Source organism: Neisseria sp. P0020.S005 (assembly GCF_051957055.1).
GTDB lineage: Bacteria > Pseudomonadota > Gammaproteobacteria > Burkholderiales > Neisseriaceae > Neisseria > Neisseria subflava_A.
On sequence record NZ_JBQCWV010000013.1, the window covers coordinates 1 to 18,548 of the forward strand.

At 49.9% G+C, this 18,548-nt stretch carries 15 protein-coding genes; 8 read left to right on the plus strand and 7 right to left on the minus strand.

The window, feature by feature from the left end:
• Window positions 1-161: 161 nt before the first annotated feature.
• Together tehB and ACTHTU_RS09870 are read right to left on the minus strand one after the other, a co-directional pair.
• Window positions 162-1,031 (minus strand): SAM-dependent methyltransferase TehB, encoded by an 870-nt coding sequence (gene tehB / locus ACTHTU_RS09865; RefSeq protein WP_440362440.1) that lies wholly within the window; start codon window positions 1,029-1,031, stop codon window positions 162-164.
• Between the two features lie 12 nt (window positions 1,032-1,043).
• The gene (locus ACTHTU_RS09870) at window positions 1,044-1,433 is read right to left on the minus strand and encodes a PH domain-containing protein (RefSeq protein ID WP_440362441.1); all 390 of its coding nucleotides are present in this window, start codon (window positions 1,431-1,433) and stop codon (window positions 1,044-1,046) included.
• A gap of 119 nt (window positions 1,434-1,552) precedes the next feature.
• Between ACTHTU_RS09870 and rnhA the strand changes: the two genes are divergently transcribed.
• From rnhA to ACTHTU_RS09885, 3 genes are all read left to right on the plus strand, one after another.
• Window positions 1,553-1,990, plus strand: coding sequence for a ribonuclease HI (rnhA, locus tag ACTHTU_RS09875; RefSeq protein WP_049350717.1), 438 nt, complete (start codon window positions 1,553-1,555; stop codon window positions 1,988-1,990).
• Between the two features lie 321 nt (window positions 1,991-2,311).
• Entirely contained in the window at window positions 2,312-2,710 is a 399-nt protein-coding gene (locus tag ACTHTU_RS09880) for an HIT family protein (protein ID WP_440362442.1), read from the plus strand.
• A gap of 73 nt (window positions 2,711-2,783) precedes the next feature.
• On the plus strand, window positions 2,784-3,977 hold the full coding sequence (locus tag ACTHTU_RS09885) for an LD-carboxypeptidase (protein WP_440362443.1): 1,194 nt from the start codon (window positions 2,784-2,786) through the stop codon (window positions 3,975-3,977).
• Window positions 3,978-4,039: 62 nt separating this feature from the next.
• Here ACTHTU_RS09885 and serC read toward each other — a convergent pair whose 3' ends face one another.
• Window positions 4,040-5,146 (minus strand): phosphoserine transaminase, encoded by a 1,107-nt coding sequence (gene serC, locus ACTHTU_RS09890; protein ID WP_440362444.1) that lies wholly within the window; start codon window positions 5,144-5,146, stop codon window positions 4,040-4,042.
• A gap of 343 nt (window positions 5,147-5,489) precedes the next feature.
• Between serC and rimP the strand changes: the two genes are divergently transcribed.
• From rimP to ACTHTU_RS09915, 5 genes are all read left to right on the plus strand, one after another.
• Window positions 5,490-5,921: a ribosome maturation factor RimP gene (gene rimP, locus ACTHTU_RS09895; RefSeq protein WP_003685973.1), complete on the plus strand. Its 432-nt coding sequence runs from the start codon at window positions 5,490-5,492 to the stop codon at window positions 5,919-5,921.
• Between the two features lie 27 nt (window positions 5,922-5,948).
• Entirely contained in the window at window positions 5,949-7,454 is a 1,506-nt protein-coding gene (gene nusA / locus ACTHTU_RS09900; protein WP_049330906.1) for a transcription termination factor NusA, read from the plus strand.
• Window positions 7,455-7,465: 11 nt separating this feature from the next.
• A complete protein-coding gene (gene infB / locus ACTHTU_RS09905) occupies window positions 7,466-10,360 on the plus strand; it encodes a translation initiation factor IF-2 (RefSeq protein WP_440362445.1) in 2,895 nt (964 codons plus the stop codon).
• Window positions 10,361-10,710: 350 nt separating this feature from the next.
• Window positions 10,711-13,449: a calcium-binding protein gene (locus ACTHTU_RS09910; protein WP_440362446.1), complete on the plus strand. Its 2,739-nt coding sequence runs from the start codon at window positions 10,711-10,713 to the stop codon at window positions 13,447-13,449.
• A gap of 110 nt (window positions 13,450-13,559) precedes the next feature.
• Complete coding sequence (locus tag ACTHTU_RS09915; RefSeq protein WP_440362447.1) at window positions 13,560-14,117, plus strand: nitroreductase family protein; 558 nt, start codon at window positions 13,560-13,562, stop codon at window positions 14,115-14,117.
• 80 nt (window positions 14,118-14,197) lie between these two features.
• On the opposite strand, the gene ACTHTU_RS09920 is transcribed toward ACTHTU_RS09915, so the two are convergent.
• The 4 genes from ACTHTU_RS09920 to yajC form a co-directional block, all read right to left on the minus strand.
• Complete coding sequence (locus tag ACTHTU_RS09920; protein WP_440362448.1) at window positions 14,198-15,079, minus strand: carbohydrate kinase family protein; 882 nt, start codon at window positions 15,077-15,079, stop codon at window positions 14,198-14,200.
• A gap of 324 nt (window positions 15,080-15,403) precedes the next feature.
• Window positions 15,404-16,339 carry a protein translocase subunit SecF gene (secF, locus tag ACTHTU_RS09925; RefSeq protein ID WP_003686183.1) on the minus strand — a complete coding sequence of 312 codons (936 nt, stop codon included), beginning with the start codon at window positions 16,337-16,339 and terminating at the stop codon, window positions 15,404-15,406.
• A gap of 3 nt (window positions 16,340-16,342) precedes the next feature.
• Window positions 16,343-18,196 (minus strand): protein translocase subunit SecD, encoded by a 1,854-nt coding sequence (gene secD / locus ACTHTU_RS09930; RefSeq protein WP_440362449.1) that lies wholly within the window; start codon window positions 18,194-18,196, stop codon window positions 16,343-16,345.
• A gap of 75 nt (window positions 18,197-18,271) precedes the next feature.
• Window positions 18,272-18,538 carry a preprotein translocase subunit YajC gene (gene yajC, locus ACTHTU_RS09935; protein ID WP_003678762.1) on the minus strand — a complete coding sequence of 89 codons (267 nt, stop codon included), beginning with the start codon at window positions 18,536-18,538 and terminating at the stop codon, window positions 18,272-18,274.
• Between the last annotated feature and the right edge of the window lie 10 nt (window positions 18,539-18,548).

Here is an 18,548-nt window from a genome sequence, read left to right on the forward strand (position 1 = left end):
CAAGGGGAATTAAGGGGATATTTGGGTAAAATCAGGAGTAATTAGGAGCGGAAATAGACGAAAACCTATGTTTGGATTTCGGCTGTTGGGGGAAAGGAATTTTGCAAAGGTCTCAGGCCGTCTGAAAACTGAATTCAGACGGCCTTTTGACGGCAAAACCTTTATTGCGGTTTCTTCGCCAGCATGGTGACGAATTTAAACTGAATCGGATTGCCGAATTCGTCTTTCGCGTGCATCGAGCCCAGCTCTTCCTTGTATTCCACCAATTCCCAATCTTTATAGTATTCGCGCAGTTCACCCTCTCCAAACTTGAACGGGAACGGCATCGGGCAAGGGAAATCTTCCGTATCCATCGCAGACACGATCAAGTTGTAGCCGCCAGGGTTGGTGTGTTCCTTCATATTGGCAATCACGTCAGGAACGTAACGCGGCATCAAGAACATAAACACCACGGTCGCCACCATATAATCAAAGTTTTCCTGAATATTAGCGGCGTTGAGGTCGTATTCAAACGCGCGGACATTCAACTCTTCGATATGCGCCAGCTCTTCCACGTTTTGAACCGCGTTCGGATTATTATCGACAGCGGTAACGTCAAAACCTTTCAAACCTAAATACAGCGCATTGCGCCCCTGACCGCAGCCCATATCCAAAACCTTGCCGACAGGTACGATGCTTTCGGCAGCGCGGACGGCCGAATGTGTCGCGCTCATGCCGTATTTCTTATTGAAATAGTCCGCCGCCTCGCAGTAAAACGACAGTTGGATTTCCGTATCTTGCGTTTGCGGCGCGATAAAGTGCCATGCTTGCGGATGGATAATCCAATCATCGCTTTCAGGCGTCAGCTCGTGCGTGGCCGTAATATTGCCCGCCTCGTCCACTTCGTTGAAATTCAGACGGCCTTGGAGGACATTGAGGCAGCCCCAAGTACCGGCGGCGGTATTGTGTTTGGACAACAAAGCTTCGGGAATCTCGTCCGCCGTCCACACCGGCATCTGTTTGTAACAAAACAATTCTTGCTGTTCGCTCATCATATTTCCTTTCTATTTTGACGGTTTCAACACAGCTTCTGCCAAGGCTTTTTGAATGGCAATCACGCTCTTGTCGCTTTTAAACTGCAAGGTTTCAGTCGGCACTTCGCTGGAAGAAACCCAAATCTTCAGCTCGGCATCCAAATCGAAATGACCCGAGATTTCCACCGAAAAGCGCGATACGGAACGATACGGAATCGAACGGTAAGACACTTTCTTGCCGGTCAAACCCTGCTTGTCCACCAACACCAGCCGATATTCGGTAAACACAATCAAATCGCGCACCAGGCTGAATGCCATTTTTACCTGTTCGCCATCAATCAGGATATTCGCCAAATCGCGTTCCACCGCATCGGCGTCTTTTTGCGAAGCATTGCCCAAAAGGCCGCTGAACAATCCCATATCTGCCTGCTTTCTATACGAGTGATAAGTGCAGGGTATTTTACACGCGCAAACCGTATTTGCCGATATTTCAGACGGCCTTATGTTATGATACCGCCTTATTCGACAAAGACATGCCCATGGATAAACCCGTTTACCTCTACACAGACGGCGCATGCAAAGGCAACCCCGGTGCAGGCGGCTGGGGGGTATTTATGCGCTACGGCACACATGAAAAAGAATTGTTCGGCGGCGAAGCCGAAACCACCAACAACCGCATGGAGCTGACCGCCGTCATCGAAGGACTGAAATCTCTAAAACGCCGCTGCCAAGTCGTCATCTGCACCGACTCGCAATACGTCAAAAACGGCATGGAAAGCTGGATACACGGCTGGAAAAAAAACGGCTGGAAAACCGCCGCCAAAAAACCGGTCAAAAACGACGATTTATGGAAAGAGCTGGATAGCCTGGTTCAACAGCACGATGTCCGCTGGACGTGGGTAAAAGGCCATGCCGGACACCCTGAAAACGAAAAAGCCGACGAGCTTGCCAACCGAGGCGCAGCAAAATTTGCATAACACTGCGTCCATGACTGCACTCAAACATCTCAAGCCGTTATTTTGGATTGCCGTCATTGCATTGGTTTGTGTGACGCCAATAGCGCTTATGTTCGCCTATTCGCCCTTTCATGATGTCAATAATTTTTTTAAATTTGGATTGTGTGATCACGTTAAGAGTGCCGAAGAATGTGCCGACTGAATCACGCCCTCCTATTTATTTTGGTGGTTTATACCTGAACCGTGGCTGTTCACATTCATCACGCTGACTGCTATTTACCTCATTCTAAAAATCCTGATGGCAATCACCCGATTCCTATTCAGACTGAAAAAGAGAAAACCATGACCTGCCCCATCTGCACTGCCGACAACGAAGACATTTTGCTGCAAACGCCCAATCTGCGCGTTATCGCCGTCCACAACGAAGCCGGTACACCGGCATTCTGCCGCGTTATTTGGAATAACCATGTTTCCGAGATGACCGACCTTTCCCCTGCCGAACGCAACGAAATCATGGAAATGGTGTATCAGGTTGAAGCTGCAATGCGCCAAGTCTTCAGCCCGGCCAAAATCAATCTGGCCAGCCTCGGCAATGTTGTGCCCCATCTGCATTGGCACGTCATCGCCCGCTTTGAAAACGACGCCAACTTTCCTGCGCCGATTTGGGCCGCGCCCGTACGCGAACACGGTATGACCTTGCCTGAAAATTGGCCGGAACAAATCAAAAACTTAATCGCTTAAACTTTCAGACGGCCTGTAAGGTCCGACACGCCAAGTTCAGGCCGTCTGAACATATAACGAAAGGAAAACCTCAATGAACTCCACCACGCGCCGCCATTTCTTGCGTACCTGCTCTGCCGCGGCAGGTGCAGGATTGTTGCAAGCCTGCGGCACAGGCACGACCACCACGCCGCAAACCAAAACCACTTCTACCACCGCGAAAGCCAAAACCGTGCAACCTAAGCAACCCCATCCGCCACGTTCCGGCGACAACCTCCTGCGCGTTGTTGCGCCGTCAGGCTTCGCCGAAGACCCCAACCGCGTGACCACCGGCCTGACCCGCCTCTACAACGCAGGCTTTACCGTAACCAACCAACAGGCAGGCAGCCGCCGTTACCAACGCTTTGCCGGCAGCGACGCCCAACGCGCCGCCGACTTCCAAGACGTTGCCAGCGGCCGCGTCGAAACGCCCAAAGTCTTGATGGGCCTGCGCGGCGGCTACGGCGCGGCACGCATCCTGCCGCAAATCGACTTTTCCTCACTCGGCGCCAGAATGCGCGAACGCGGTACATTGTTCTTCGGTTTCAGCGACGTGTGCGCCGTCCAACTCGCCCTGTTGGCCAAAGGCAATATGATGAGCTTTGCAGGCCCGATGGTGTACAGCGAATTCGGCAAAGCAGACCCCAGCGTCTTTACCATGGATTCGTTCATCCGCGGCACGACCAACAACGTCAACATCGTTGATGTTCCGACCATCCAACGCGCCGATGTCAACGTCGAAGGCACATTATGGGGCGGCAACCTCAGCGTTCTCGCCTCCCTCGCCGGTACGCCTTACATGCCCGATATTCAAGGCGGCATCCTCTTTATCGAAGACGTCAGCGAGCAACCCTACCGCATCGAGCGCATGCTCAATACGCTTTATCTGTCAGGTGTTTTGCAAAAACAACGCGCCATCATCTTCGGCGATTTCCGCATGGGCACCATCCGCGACGTGTACGACTCCAGCTACGATTTCTCCGCCGTCGTCAACCACATTTCGCGCACCGCCAAGATTCCTGTGTTGACCGGCTTCCCATTCGGCCACATCACCAACAAAACCACTTTCCCGTTGGGCGCGCATGCCAAAGTCCGCAATACCGGCAACGGCGGTTATTCCGTCACCTTCAGCGGCTATCCTACGCTGAACCCGTCCGCGCTAACGCTCGACAGCCTGCTGCCGCCTCCTGTTCCGACTTACGACAGCACTATCTACCGCGACAGCATCACTGAAGAAGTCACCGAATAAGGCTTGTTCAAATCAAAAGGCCGTCTGAAACCCAGTTTCAGACGGCCTTTTGATCTTAAGTCTTAACCATAACGCCGTTGAAAATCTTTCATAAAGTCGGCCAACACATTCACACCTTCAAGCAGCATCGCATTGTAAATGCTGGCACGCATACCACCGACGGTTTTATAACCCTTAAGCAGGCACAAGCCCTGCAACTCGGCTTCCAACACAAAGCGGCGGTCCAAGTCTTCGCTTGCGGTTTTGAAGACCACATTCATTTTGGATCGCGCATCAGGATGGATATCGTTGATGTAAAAACCGCCGCTGCCGTCTATCGTCTCATACAAGGTTTGCGCCTTTATTCGATTGACCGCTTCAATTTTTTTCACACCGCCCTGAGTTTGCAGCCAGCGGAACACCAAGCCCGACATATAAATCGCATAAGTGGAAGGCGTGTTGTACATACCGTCGCGGTTGATGTGAGAGCGGTAATTGAACACATCGGGAATATCGTTCGGACAACGCTCCAGTAAATCCTCGCGGATAATGACCACGGTTGCACCGGCAGGGCCGATATTTTTTTGCGCGCCGGCATAAATCAAGCCGTAATCGGACACATTAAACTCACGAGACAAAATCTCGCTCGACATATCGCACACCAGCGGCGGCAGGCCGGCTGAAAGTTTGGGGACGTTTTGATACTGCAAGCCGTTTACGGTTTCATTAATCGCAAAATGAACAAACGCAGAATTCGGGTTGACATCCCAATCCTCCACCGCAGGCAGGTTTTTATAGGCATATTGTTCGCCGCCATGCGCAGCCAAACGGATTTCGGCATTGCTCAAACGGCTCATCTGCTCATAGGCAATACGGCTCCAGTTGCCCGTTACCACCGCGTCGGCAGTCGCAAAACCGTGCGCCAAATTCATGGCTACCATATTAAATTGCGTGGTCGCGCCACCCTGTAAAAACAGGATTTTATAGTTGGACGGAATATTCAAAAGCTGGCGCAAGTCTTGTTCGGCATGATGCAGAATACTCAAAAACATATCCGAACGGTGGCTCATCGCCATCACGGGGAAACCCGTGCCGTTGTAGTCGAGCATTTCCTGTTGCGCGGTACGCAATACCGCTTCCGGCAATACGGCAGGACCTGCGGAAAAATTGTAAATCGGGTGTGCGGACATGGCGGCCTTCTTTCTTATTCGGTGGGTATGAAGAAATTGTAGAACCGCCTTGCACATTGTGCAAGCACGAAAAATCAGGAAATACAAGGCCGTCTGAAAACAAAGCAATACCAATTCTTTGTTTTACAAAATAATTTAAGAAACACCACACCAAAACTTGTCAACAATTCCCTTTTCAGACGGCATCGACCCCACACTTTACATTTAAGCAATCACTTCAAAAAATCCACGCCAAATCAACACTTTTCTTTTATCTTGAAAACAGTTATAATAGGCCAATTTTTCAAATCACACGAAAAATGGCCGCGCGGCCATTTTTTTGTTTATGTACTTCTGGAGAAGCATGGATATTCAAAGCATTCTTGATAAAACCCTGCCCGGCTTGGGCTACGAGCTGGTCGATTTCGAACTGACCGCACAAGGCGATTTACGCGTTTTCATCGATAAAGAAGGCGGCATCACCGTCGAAGACTGCGCCACTGTCAGCAACCATCTGAGCCGCGTGTTTATGGTTGAAGACATCGACTACAAACGTTTGGAAATCTCCAGCCCGGGCCTTGACCGTCCGCTGAAAAAAGCCGCCGACTTCGTGCGCTTTGCCGGCCAGAACGCCAAAATCAAAACACGCCTGCCGATTGATGGTCAGAAAAACTTCATCGGCCGCATCGAATCTTGCGAAAACGACATTGTTACCGTCTCTTTCGACGGCAAAACTGCCCAAATCGAATTGAGCAACATCGACAAAGCCCGTTTGCGCCCCGAATTTAAATTTTAAAAACCGATTACTTGGAGATTCTAGAAAATGAGTCGCGAAATGTTACAGCTGGCCGAAGCGCTGGCAAGTGAAAAAAACGTTGAAACGGAAGTCGTATTCAAAGCCCTTGAATTCGCCCTCTCTACTGCTGCCAAGAAAAAAGCCGACCGCGAGCACATGGACGTGCGCGTCGAAATCGACCGCGACACCGGCGAATACCAAACCTTCCGCCGCTGGCTGATTGTTGCCGATGAAGACTACACCTACCCCGACGTAGAAAAAACCATCGAGGAAATCCAAGAAGAAATTCCCGGCACTACCATCCAAATCGGCGAATACTACGAAGAGCAGCTGCCAAACGAAGGCTTCGGCCGCCAAGCAGCTCAAACTGCCAAACAAATCATTCTGCAACGCATCCGTGATGCGGAGCGCGAGCAAAACCTGAACGAGTTCCTCGCTTCTAAAGAAGACATCGTTTCCGGTACGGTAAAACGCGTTGAGCGCCACGGCATCATCGTTGAAGTTGTCGCAGGCAAACTTGACGCACTGATTCCGCGCGAAGAAATGATTCCGCGCGAAAACTTCCGCAGCGGCGACCGCATCCGCGCCCTCTTCCTGCGTGTGGACGAAATCGGCAATACCGGCCGCAAACAAGTCATTTTGAGCCGTACCAGCGGCGACTTCTTGGCCAAACTCTACGCCAACGAAGTGCCTGAAATTGCAGACGGCCTGTTGGAAATCCGCGAAGTAGCACGCGACCCCGGCCAACGCGCCAAAGTTGCCGTTAAAGCCAACGACCAACGCATCGACCCGCAAGGTACTTGTATCGGCGTGCGCGGTTCCCGTGTTAACGCTGTGAGCAACGAATTGTCCGGCGAACGCATCGACATCGTATTGTGGTCTCCTGAGCCTGCCCAATTCGTGATGAATGCACTGTCTCCTGCCGAAGTGAGCCGCATCGTGATTGATGAAGACAAACACGCTGTTGACGTAATTGTTGATGAAAACCAACTGGCGCTGGCCATCGGCCGCGGCGGTCAAAACGTCCGCCTGGCTTCCATCCTGACCGGCTGGCAGCTGAACATCATGACCGTTGAAGAAGCCGATGAGCGCAATGCCGCTGAAGACGCCGTTATCCGCAACCTCTTCACCACCCACTTGAACATCGACGACGAAACCGCCGATATTTTGGTGGAAGAAGGCTTTGCCACTTTGGAAGAAGTTGCTTATGTTCCAGCGGCAGAATTGCTCGCCATTGACGGCTTTGACGAAGAAATCGTTGAAACCCTGCGCAACCGCGCACGCGACGCGATCCTGACCATTACCATCGCCGCAGAAGAAAAACTGGGCGAAGTGTCTGAAGACATGCGCAATTTGGACGGCGTAGATTCCGATATGTTGCGCAAACTGGCCGAAGCCGGCGTTACCCAACGCGATGATCTGGCCGAATTGTCTGTTGACGAATTGGTCGAAATTACCGGTGTTGACGAAGAAGAAGCCAAAAAAGTGATTTTGGCTGCACGCGAACACTGGTTTACTGAAGAAAATAACTAAGGGGGTACTGAATGAGTAATACAACCGTAGCGCAATTTGCCGCCGAACTAAACCGCCCCGTCGATGATTTGCTTAAACAATTGAAAGAAGCCGGGGTCAACAAAAACAGCGGCAATGACAGCATAACCACTGACGACAAACAACTGTTGACTGCTTACCTGCAAAAGAAAAACGGCAGCAACAGCGGCACCATCAGCATCCGCCGCAAAAAAACCGAAGTCAGCACCGTTGACGGCGTAAAAGTGGAAACACGCCGCCGCAGCCGTGCCGTTACCATTCCTTCTTCCGAAGAATTGGCAGCGGAAGCCAAAGCCAAAGTAGCAGCGGAAAACCAAAAAGCCGAAGCAGAAAAAGCAGCCGCCCAAGCTGCCGAAGAAAAAGCCAAAGCTGAAGCAGAAGCTGCCGCAAAAGCCGAAGCCCGCGCCAAAGCAGAGGCCGAAGCAGCCAGACTGAAAGCTGCCAAAGCCGCACCAAAAGCGGAAGGCAAACCTGCCGAAGCTAAAAAAGAAGAAGCCAAACCGGTTGAAGCTGTAGAAGCCAAGACCGAAGTAAAAGTTGAAGCTAAAGCAGACAACAAGCCGTCTGAAAAATCCGTTGAAGCTGAAAAACCAGCCGAAGCCAAGAAACCTGCCAAAGCCAAACAAGACAAAGGCGGCAAAGGCAAAGAAGCGAAAAAGGCAGCTAAACCTGCCGCTCCTGCCGTACCGCAACCTGTCGTCAGCGTGGAAGAACAGGCTCAACGCGATGAAGAAGCCCGTCGTGCCGCCGCCCTGCGTGCGCATCAAGAAGCCTTGTTGAAAGAAAAACAAGAGCGTCAAGCACGCCGTGAAGCCATAAAACAACAGGCCGAGAAAGACTCAAAACCTACTAAAGAAGCCAAATCAGGCGAACGCAGTAAACCTGCCGAGAAAGCTAAAGCAGCATCCGGCGAAGGCAAATCCGAACACAACGCGCGCAGTAAAAAAGAAGACCGTCGTGAGCGTGATGAAGACACTCAAGGCCGCAATGCTAAAGGCAAAGGCGGCAAAGGTGGTCGCGACCGCAACAATACACGCACTGGCGACGACGAGCGCGTACGCGGCGGCAAAAAAGGCAAAAAACTCAAACTTGAGCCAAACCAACACGCCTTCCAAGCGCCGACCGAACCTGTCGTACACGAAGTTTTAGTGCCTGAAACCATTACCGTTGCCGACTTGGCACACAAAATGGCCGTTAAAGGTGTCGAAGTGGTTAAAGCCCTGATGAAAATGGGCATGATGGTAACCATCAACCAATCCATCGACCAAGACACTGCCCTGATTGTCGTGGAAGAACTCGGCCACATCGGTAAACCTGCCGCAGCCGACGACCCTGAAGCATTCCTGGATGAAGGCATTGAAACAGTAGAAGCCGAAGCATTGCCGCGTCCTCCGGTTGTTACCGTGATGGGTCACGTTGACCACGGTAAAACTTCCCTGCTGGACTACATCCGCCGTGCCAAGGTGGTACAAGGCGAAGCGGGTGGCATTACCCAACACATCGGTGCATACCACGTTGAAACCCCTCGCGGCGTGATTACCTTCTTGGATACTCCGGGTCACGAAGCGTTTACCGCAATGCGTGCGCGCGGTGCGAAAGCAACCGATATCGTAATTCTTGTGGTTGCAGCCGACGACGGTGTGATGCCGCAAACCATCGAGGCAATTGCCCACGCTAAAGCCGCCGGCGTACCAATTGTGGTTGCCGTCAACAAAATCGATAAAGAAGCTGCCAACCCAGAGCGTATCCGCCAAGAGCTGACTGCGCACGAAGTCGTGCCTGATGAATGGGGCGGCGATGTACAGTTCATCGACGTTTCTGCTAAAAAAGGCCTGAACATCGATGCATTGCTCGAAGCCGTCTTGCTCGAAGCTGAAGTTTTGGAACTGACTGCCCAAGTCGATGCACCTGCCAAAGGTATCATCGTTGAGGCACGTTTGGACAAAGGCCGCGGCGCAGTTGCCACATTGCTGGTTCAAAGCGGTACACTGAAAAAAGGCGATATGCTGCTGGCCGGTACTGCATTCGGTAAAATCCGTGCAATGGTTGACGAAAACGGCAAAGCCATCAATGAAGCCGGTCCGTCTATCCCTGTCGAAATCCTCGGCTTGTCCGACGTACCGAACGCAGGCGAAGATGCAATGGTATTGGCCGACGAGAAAAAAGCGCGCGAAATCGCCCTCTTCCGTCAAGGCAAATACCGCGACGTGCGCTTGGCCAAACAACAGGCCGCAAAACTGGAAAACATGTTCAACAACATGGGCGAAAACCAAGCCCAATCCTTGTCTGTCATCATCAAAGCAGACGTACAAGGTTCTTACGAAGCTTTGGCGGGCAGCCTGAAAAAACTGTCCACTGACGAAGTGAAAGTGAACGTGTTGCACAGCGGCGTTGGCGGCATTACCGAATCTGATGTCAACTTGGCCATCGCTTCCGGCGCATTCATCATCGGCTTTAACGTCCGTGCAGATGCTTCCGCACGCAAACTGGCTGAGAATGAAAACGTGGAAATCCGTTACTACAACATCATTTACGATGCCATCGATGATGTGAAAGCCGCCATGAGCGGTATGCTCTCTCCGGAAGAGAAAGAGCAAGTAACCGGTACAGTCGAAATCCGTCAGGTCATCTCCGTTTCCAAAGTCGGCAACATTGCAGGCTGTATGGTTACCGACGGTGTGGTCAAACGCGATTCCCATGTCCGCCTCATCCGCAACAACGTGGTTATCCATACCGGTGAGCTGTCTTCTTTGAAACGCTACAAAGACGACGTCAAAGAAGTCCGCATGGGCTTCGAGTGCGGTCTGATGCTTAAAGGCTATAACGAGATTATGGAAGGCGACCAACTCGAATGTTTCGACATCGTCGAAGTTGCCCGTACTCTGTAATCAGACAGGCCGTCTGAAAAATCAGAAGCAGGTTTTGCAATGCGAAACCTGCTTCTTTTTTTCAGACGGCCTTTTTACAACCATTCATAGTTTGAAACTATGAAAATTGATGTGTGGTATATAAGAAACAAAACAGACATACAAGGCAAAGCCATTTAGCAAAGGAATAGACGGCAGACAAAGCCTGATAAAGCTCTCTATATATTGTCATATCTTAACGTTTCTGTTGTTTTTATCAAATTTCAGCACTAGTATATACAGCCTAAACACAATACAAATTAAGCAATACCGGCCATATGCCGGATACGTTTACTTCCTTGTTACTCTCATCAATATCTAAAGAAAATATCATGACAATCGAAAAAGCAATGCGCACCCCCAATGCGCAATTTGAATTACGACATTTAGAGCAATTACAACCTTCCGTCCTTGAACAAGTAACGATAGGAACGTCGGAAGATGACGTTTATTATGTAACCCTCAGTGACGATACAATCATTGAAAACCCAAATGGCGGCGATGATACGGTTTGCAGCAACGTCAGCTATACCCTTCCAAACCACGTTAAAAACCTTGTTTTGACCGGTACAGCCAACATCTTCGGCGCAGGCAACAACAGCAACAACATCCTCATCGGCAATGAAGGCCGCAACCGCCTCAACAGCGGGCGCGGTGACGACATCGTTTACGGCGGCGGTGGCGACGATGTCATCAATGGCGGCGAAGGCAACGACTTTCTTTTCGGCGAAACAGGCAATGACATCCTCAACGGCGAAGCAGGCAACGATGTGCTTGAAGGTGGCGAAGGCGACGATACCTACCTTTTCTCTGCAAAAAGCGAGCAAGACACCATCATCGATAATCAAGGCCACAACAGCATCCGCTTTCATACCGACCTGAGCCTTAACGATTTAACCGTTGAAGTCCAAAACAACGAGACCGGCGGTTACGACTGGCTGATTGCCGTAAAAAACAGCAACGCCGTTTTAACCATCAAAAACCAATACACTCAAAACGGTACAACACCGGCAGTCTCCCACTTCATCATTGGCACTCAAAAACTGGATGTAAACAACTTTGCCAAATATTTTGATATTTCTCTGACTGAGCATACCGAAAGCGGTCAAACCATCGATGGCAGCGACGACAATGACTACCTGATCGGCACATCCGGCGATGATATAATCGATGGCAAAACCGATGCCGACATTATGGAAGGCGGGGATGGCAATGACACTTACTACGTTGATGATGTAAAAGACGTGGTGATTGAACAAGCTGGCGGCGGCGAAGATACCGTATTCAGCAGCATTTCCCACACCGCCGCTACCCACGTCGAAAATGTTACCCTGACCGGCTCGGCCAATATTTTTGCCGCCGGCAACAACAGCAATAACATCCTGACCGGTAACGAAGGCCGCAACCGCCTCAACAGCGGACGCGGTGATGATACCGTTTACGGCATGGGTGGCAACGACAACCTCAACGGCGGCGACGGCAACGACTATCTAGATGGCGGCGACGGTAACGATGTCATCAACGGTGACGCAGGCGACGACATTTTGCTGGGCGGCAACGGCAAAGACATTCTGAAAGGCGGTGCCGGAAACGATACCTATATCTACGGCGACAACGATACCATTATCGATAACCAAGGCATCAATACCCTCAAGTTTTCAGACGGCCTGAACAATGCCAAGCTCAACCTGAAGACCATTCATAACGACGACGGCAGCCAAAGCTGGGAAATTACTTCGGAGCAAGGTTCAGCCCTGATTCAAAACCAAATTGGCGCAGATGGCAGCATTTCCATCGACCGTTTCCAGTTCAACGATCAAACCTACACTGCCGCGCAGTTCCAACAAGCCTTCCAAGCGCAGAAAGCCGAAACCATTAAATTTGCCGGTACTGACGGCGATGACACTTTGCATGGTAATGCAGCCGACAATGAAATCGACGGCGGCAACGACGGCCATGACACCCTCTACGGCCACGATGGCGATGACATCTTGCGCGAACACAGTGCAACCTATTACAGCACTGAGCCGGATTCCGACGATAAACTTTATGGTGGCAACGGCAATGACAAACTCTATGCCCATGTAGGTACCGACCTGCTTGACGGCGGCGCAGGCAATGATTATCTGGAAGGTGGCGAACACAACGATACCTATGTTTTCGGCAAAGGTTACGGCCACGACACCATTTTTGACTACAACTTCGGTTTTGACAGCGAGGCCGGCCTGCACACGCTCAACGCCAACGTCGTGAAATTTACCGGCGGCATTACCCTTGACGACCTTGAAATTACCGTTGAAAAAGGTTACGACAAAACCAGGATTGCCGACCTGCCCGACAGCAACCAATTTGTATCCAATCCCCTGCTGGATGGCGATACTTGGCATATCCGCATTAAAGGCACAGACGATGTTTTAACCATCAAAAACCAAAGCGGTATTTATGGTGCGATTTCCGAGTTTCAGTTTGACGGCAATACCTCATACAGCACCGGCGAGCTAATCAACCACTTCAAACTGTCTATCCCGCACATGATCGGTAACACAAACATCGTCCAATACACCAGCCAACCTGTTGAAGAACTCAACCGTGATGTGTACAACAACTTCAACCACACCATCCACGCCGACAGCGACAACAGCGATTTAGATTTGTCGCGTTACACTTCTGTTGTCGAATACAGGGGCAACCGCAGCGATGAAACCATTACTTTGGGCCGAGGCATCAACATTGTTGATACGGCTGGTGGTAACGATACCATTACCGACCCGGGTGCCGAAAACACCGTTATCATGTTTGGTAGAAACAGCGGCAATGATACCTTTAATCCGTATGGTGGCAGCGATACCCAAGTCCTTTTCAAAGAAGGGCTGACGCTGAAAGATTTACAGTTGAAAACCGGCGATGATTGGGTCTTAACCATCAAAGATACAGGCGACACCCTGACCATCCATGACATTGCCAACAATAATGTCGACAGCTTTGTATTCGGAAACGGTAAGAGCTACACCGCCGACGAAATCAGCAAAGCACTGATGACTGAAAATACACAAAACAACGGTATCCTGTAAAACTCAAAGGCCGTCTGAAACCTTAATTCAGACGGCCTTAGCCCTTTGCTGATTTATTTATCGTTCTGCTATATAATTATTCTCATTCGAATTCACAAGAAAGAATAAAAATGGATGCCTTAAATCTCCTAACCACACGTCGCTCTTCCAAAAAACTGACTGCTCCGGCGCCCAATGCCGAGCAACTGGAACAAATGCTGCAAGCGGCAACACAAGTTCCTGATCACGGCAATATGCGCCCTTTCCGCTTTACTGTGATTCAAAGCGAGGCCGGCTTGCAACGTTTCCGCGAGCTGTTGAGCAAGACCGTTACCGAACTCAACTTCGGCGATGACGCCATGAAAAAAGCCGAACGTGTCGGCAACATGGCGCCTATGATTATCGGCGTTACATTCGTGCCGAACCGTGAAGTGGCAAAACCCAAACCCGAATGGGAGCAAATGCTGACTGCCGGATGTGCCGCATATGCTTTGCAACTGGCTGCTTCTGCTCAAGGCTTCGACAACGTTTGGATTACGGGCATGTGGGTCAACAGCCCATTGTTGCGCGAAGCATTTGAGTGTTCCGACAAAGACAAAATCATCGGCCTGATGATGATTGGTTCGCCAACCGAAGAAGGCGGCGGCCCGAAAAATACCAACTTGGAGTGTTTTACAACTTATTGGTAACGCCTGAAAACACTCAGGCCGTCTGAAAAACCTGATTTAATGGTTTTTCAGACGGCCTTTTTATATTTATTATCGAAGCATCAAGCCGGATTCATAAACGCTTCAACTTCTTCCAAAGAAATATCCGCCGTCGCACCATGACGTGAAGCCACCAATGCACCCAGCGCACAAGCAAAAGCAATGGCTTCTTGAGGAGGCGCATTGTTCAACAGTTTGTAAGTCAAACCGCCAAGAAAGCTGTCGCCGGAGCCGACGGTATCCACCACTTTGACGCGGAAACCGCAATGACGGTATAACTCGCCATCCTTATACAAAACCGCACCATGGCTGCCCAAAGTCACGCAAAGAATTTTGACGCCGGTCAGCTCAACGAGGTAGCCGATATTTTGCTCGATACTGTGATAAGGAGAGCCGTAAGCCGCAGCCAATTCATACAACTCATCATCGTTGAGTTTGACCATATCGGACTGTTTCATGGTCTCCAGCAAGCGGGCAATATCGTAATGCGGCTTGCGCAGATTAACGTCAAAAATTTTGAATTTGGCTTCTTTCAGCAAAACTACCAAGCTTTTACGCGAAACTTCATCACGGGTTGCCAAGCTGCCAAAAACGAAAGCATCGGATTCTGCCACACGTTTGATTGCCGCATCATCAACCGCAATCCTGTCCCACGCGCAAGGATAAACAATCTCATAAGACGCGCTGCCACACTTGTCCAAGTGTACTTTCACCAAGCTGGTCGCACATTCGTGACAAACCTGCAAATAATCAGTGTTGACGTTTTTGCTTTGAATCTGGCGTAGCAATTCTTCGCCATCGGCATCATCGCCGCGACGGCTGATAATGGCAGTATCGATACCCAAAGACTGCAAACGAACGGTAACATTCAGGGGTGCACCACCCAATACCTTTCCGTTTGGAAAATCGTCCCACAGCACTTCGCCGAAACTGGTTACTTTCATTCTTAACCTTCCTTATTTGAGGTTGATTGGCAGGGTCTGCACACCCGACAGATTTTTTGCAAATCATGTACTTGTAGTAAAACTCCAGCATCGGGGGCAAAAGTATTATGTTTTAAAATATTGGGACTGACAAGCAATTAAGGGCATATCAGACAATAAACTTGATTCATCACAAAATTATATTGTTCCTATTTTTTCTTTTTCTTTCACATTTATCCCCTCTCATTTCATTAAAACAAAATATTCTGAAATTTAAATACAAAAGGCCGTCTGAAAACTGATTCAATCAATTTTCAGACGGCCTTTATCGCAGCATTGCAGCGATTAAACTACAACTTCTTCTTTTTTCTTCACTTCTTTGGCAATGTTCTCACGACTCAAGCCAAACATCAGCAAGAGCGGGCTGGCAACCAATACGGAAGAGTAAATACCGAACACAATACCGATGGTCAGCGCCATAGAGAAACCGTGCAAGGCTGCACCGCCGAACACCAGCATAGAAACAACCATTGCCTCGGTCGAACCGTGGGTAATGATGGTACGGCTCATGGTTGCGGTAATCGCGTTGTCGATGACCTCCGGCACAGTGTGGCCGCGCATATGCGGCTTACGGAAGTTTTCACGAATACGGTCAAACACAACCACAGATTCGTTCACGGAATAACCCAAAACTGCCAAAATACCTGCCAAGACAGTCAATGAGAATTCCCATTGGAAGAAGGCGAAACAGCCGAGAATAATCACGATATCGTGCATATTCGCAATAATCGCGGATACTGCAAAACGCCACTCAAAACGCATGGACAAGTAAATAATGATACCTGCCACTACGAAGCCTAATGCCATCAACCCATTGGTAACCAATTCTTCACCAACCTGAGGGCCGATGAATTCAACTTGGCGCAAGGTAACGTCAGGATTATCTTTTTTCAGCAAATCCATTACTTGGTTGGACAGCTGGGCAGACGTTACGCCTTCTTTGTTCGGCAGGCGAATCATGATGTGCTTGTTCGTACCCAATGCCTGAACCTGTACATCACCCATTTTCAGCGTATCGAGGCGTTCGCGTGTTTTATTCACATCCACGCCCTGCTGATATTGGACTTCCATCACCGTACCGCCGGTAAATTCGACGGAGAAATTCAGGCCTTTGGTTACCAAAAAGAACACGGCGGCGATAAACGTAACCAACGAAATAAAAGTCGTCAGTTTGCCGTAGCTCATAAACGGAATATCGCGTTTGATTTTAAATAATTCCATGTTTTACTCCTTGCCTTCTGCCATTTCAGCTTTCGGCTTCCATACCGAACCGATGGAAATATTTTGCAATTTGCGGCGACGGCCGTACCACAAGTTGACCAAAGCACGGAACACGACCACGGATGAATACATCGAAGTCAGAATACCGATACAGTGCACAACGGCAAAACCGCGTACCGGGCCGGAACCGAATACCAACAAAGCGATACCGGCAATCAGGGAGGTCAAGTTAGAGTCGACAATGGTTGCCCAAGCGTGTTGGAAACCGAGGTTGATGGCCTGCTGCGGTGCGACACCGGCACGCAGTTCCTCACGGATACGTTCATTAATCAACACGTTGGAGTCAATCGCCATACCCAAGGTCAAAGCCAAGGCGGCAATACCCGGCAAGGTCAGCGTTGCCTGCATGGCAGACAAAATACCTACCAAGAACAAGATATTGGTACTCAAAGCGATGGTAGAGAAGAAACCCATCAGGCGGTAGTAAACCACCATAAACGCAGCAACAGCGGCAAAGCCCCACAAAGTGGAATTGAAACCTTTTTCAATGTTTTCTTTACCCAAAGACGGACCGATGGTACGTTCTTCAACAATTTGCATAGGCGCAGCCAGCGAGCCGGCACGCAGCAACAATGAAGTATCGTTGGCTTCGGCAGTTGTCATGCTGCCGGAAATTTCTACACGACCACCGGTAATGGCGGAGCGGATGACAGGCGCGGTCACGACTTCGGATTTACCTTGGTCGATCAACACCATAGCCATACGTTTACCCACATTGGCCGAAGTCAATTCGCCAAAAATGCTGCCACCTGCGCTGTCCAAGCTCAGGCTCACGGCAGGCGCACCCATTTGGTCAAAGCTAGGTTGCGCGTCGTTGATGTTGTCACCGGTCAGTTCAACTTGTTTGTTGACCAAAATAGTTTCCGGACGATCGCCACCGCTTGACAGCAACTCATAACCAGTCGGTACATTACCGTTCAAGGCTTCCTGTAGTTTAATCGGATCGTCTTCCACCATGCGAACTTCCAAAGTCGCGGTACGACCGATAATGTCTTTGGCTTTGGCAGTATCTTGTACACCCGGCAGCTGTACAACGATGCGGTCAAGACCGGATTGCTGGATAACCGGTTCTGCCACACCCAATTCATTCACACGATTGTGCAAAGTGTTGATGTTTTGTTTTACCGCATCAGAACGTACTTTATTGATCGCCTCTTCAGACAGAGTCAGCACGATATTGTTGCCGTCTGCAAGCAAAGTGGCTTCAGGGAACATCTTTTGCAACTGAGGCAAAGCCTTTTGTACATCGGCAGCATCTTGCAGAGGCACAGTCAGACCATTTTCAGCCTGATGCACCGTACCGGTACGGATTTTTTCGCGACGCAATTCGCGGCGGATGTCGCCGGCGTAACGTTCAAACGTTTTCTGCATCGCGGCTTTCATGTCCACCTGCATGGTGAAATGCACACCGCCGCGCAAGTCCAGACCCAAGAACATCGGATTGGCTTTAATTTTCGCCATCCACTCAGGACTGTCCGCCAAAAGGTTGAGCGCGGTAATATAGCCTTCGCCCAAAGTGTTTTCGATGACATCACGCGCTTTTAATTGCGTTTCAGTATCTTTAAAACGCACTTTCAGCGAATTATCGACAATGAACATACCATCAGTCTGAATACCTGCGCTTTGTAACGCAGAAGACACTTTAGACTGGGTTTGCTCATTGATAACAATGGCTTGTCGGTTGGTCGATACCTGTACGGCAGGCGTTTCACCGAAAAGGTTGGGCAGCGAGTAAACAGCCGCAACCACAATCGTGAACGCAATCAGCAGGTATTTCCATAAAGGATAACGGTTCATGGTAAACCTTTGCTTTATTTATAAAGGCAAACAGCCGCACTCGGAAAATGAGGCGGCTTTTCGCAAAAAAACGGATTATTCGGCTTTCGCGGCAATCGCGTTGCGTTCCACTTCTACTTCGATTCTCGCACCTTGGCCGATGTCGACAGTGTAGAATTGCTCGCCGACTTTGGTCACGCGGCCTTTGAAACCTGCAGCCAAAACGACTTTATCGCCTACTTTCAAAGCAGCCAGCATAGCTTGATGTGCTTTGAATTTCTTTTGTTGAGGACGCATAATCAGGAAGTAAAACACCACCATAATCAACAGTAAAGGGGCAAATTGAGCCACAGCTTGATTCATAATATATCCG

What these genes read in the sequence shown, in the direction of transcription:
- rimP (WP_003685973.1), top strand. Translation starts at nt 5,490, where the DNA reads ATGGATATTCAAAGCATTCTTGATAAAACCCTGCCCGGCTTGGGCTAC.
- yajC (WP_003678762.1), bottom strand. Translation starts at nt 18,538, where the DNA reads ATGAATCAAGCTGTGGCTCAATTTGCCCCTTTACTGTTGATTATGGTG.
- nusA (WP_049330906.1), top strand. Translation starts at nt 5,949, where the DNA reads ATGAGTCGCGAAATGTTACAGCTGGCCGAAGCGCTGGCAAGTGAAAAA.
- ACTHTU_RS09915 (WP_440362447.1), top strand. Translation starts at nt 13,560, where the DNA reads ATGGATGCCTTAAATCTCCTAACCACACGTCGCTCTTCCAAAAAACTG.
- tehB (WP_440362440.1), bottom strand. Translation starts at nt 1,031, where the DNA reads ATGAGCGAACAGCAAGAATTGTTTTGTTACAAACAGATGCCGGTGTGG.
- secF (WP_003686183.1), bottom strand. Translation starts at nt 16,339, where the DNA reads ATGGAATTATTTAAAATCAAACGCGATATTCCGTTTATGAGCTACGGC.
- serC (WP_440362444.1), bottom strand. Translation starts at nt 5,146, where the DNA reads ATGTCCGCACACCCGATTTACAATTTTTCCGCAGGTCCTGCCGTATTG.
- ACTHTU_RS09880 (WP_440362442.1), top strand. Translation starts at nt 2,312, where the DNA reads ATGACCTGCCCCATCTGCACTGCCGACAACGAAGACATTTTGCTGCAA.
- secD (WP_440362449.1), bottom strand. Translation starts at nt 18,196, where the DNA reads ATGAACCGTTATCCTTTATGGAAATACCTGCTGATTGCGTTCACGATT.
- ACTHTU_RS09910 (WP_440362446.1), top strand. Translation starts at nt 10,711, where the DNA reads ATGACAATCGAAAAAGCAATGCGCACCCCCAATGCGCAATTTGAATTA.
- ACTHTU_RS09920 (WP_440362448.1), bottom strand. Translation starts at nt 15,079, where the DNA reads ATGAAAGTAACCAGTTTCGGCGAAGTGCTGTGGGACGATTTTCCAAAC.
- ACTHTU_RS09870 (WP_440362441.1), bottom strand. Translation starts at nt 1,433, where the DNA reads ATGGGATTGTTCAGCGGCCTTTTGGGCAATGCTTCGCAAAAAGACGCC.
- rnhA (WP_049350717.1), top strand. Translation starts at nt 1,553, where the DNA reads ATGGATAAACCCGTTTACCTCTACACAGACGGCGCATGCAAAGGCAAC.
- infB (WP_440362445.1), top strand. Translation starts at nt 7,466, where the DNA reads ATGAGTAATACAACCGTAGCGCAATTTGCCGCCGAACTAAACCGCCCC.
- ACTHTU_RS09885 (WP_440362443.1), top strand. Translation starts at nt 2,784, where the DNA reads ATGAACTCCACCACGCGCCGCCATTTCTTGCGTACCTGCTCTGCCGCG.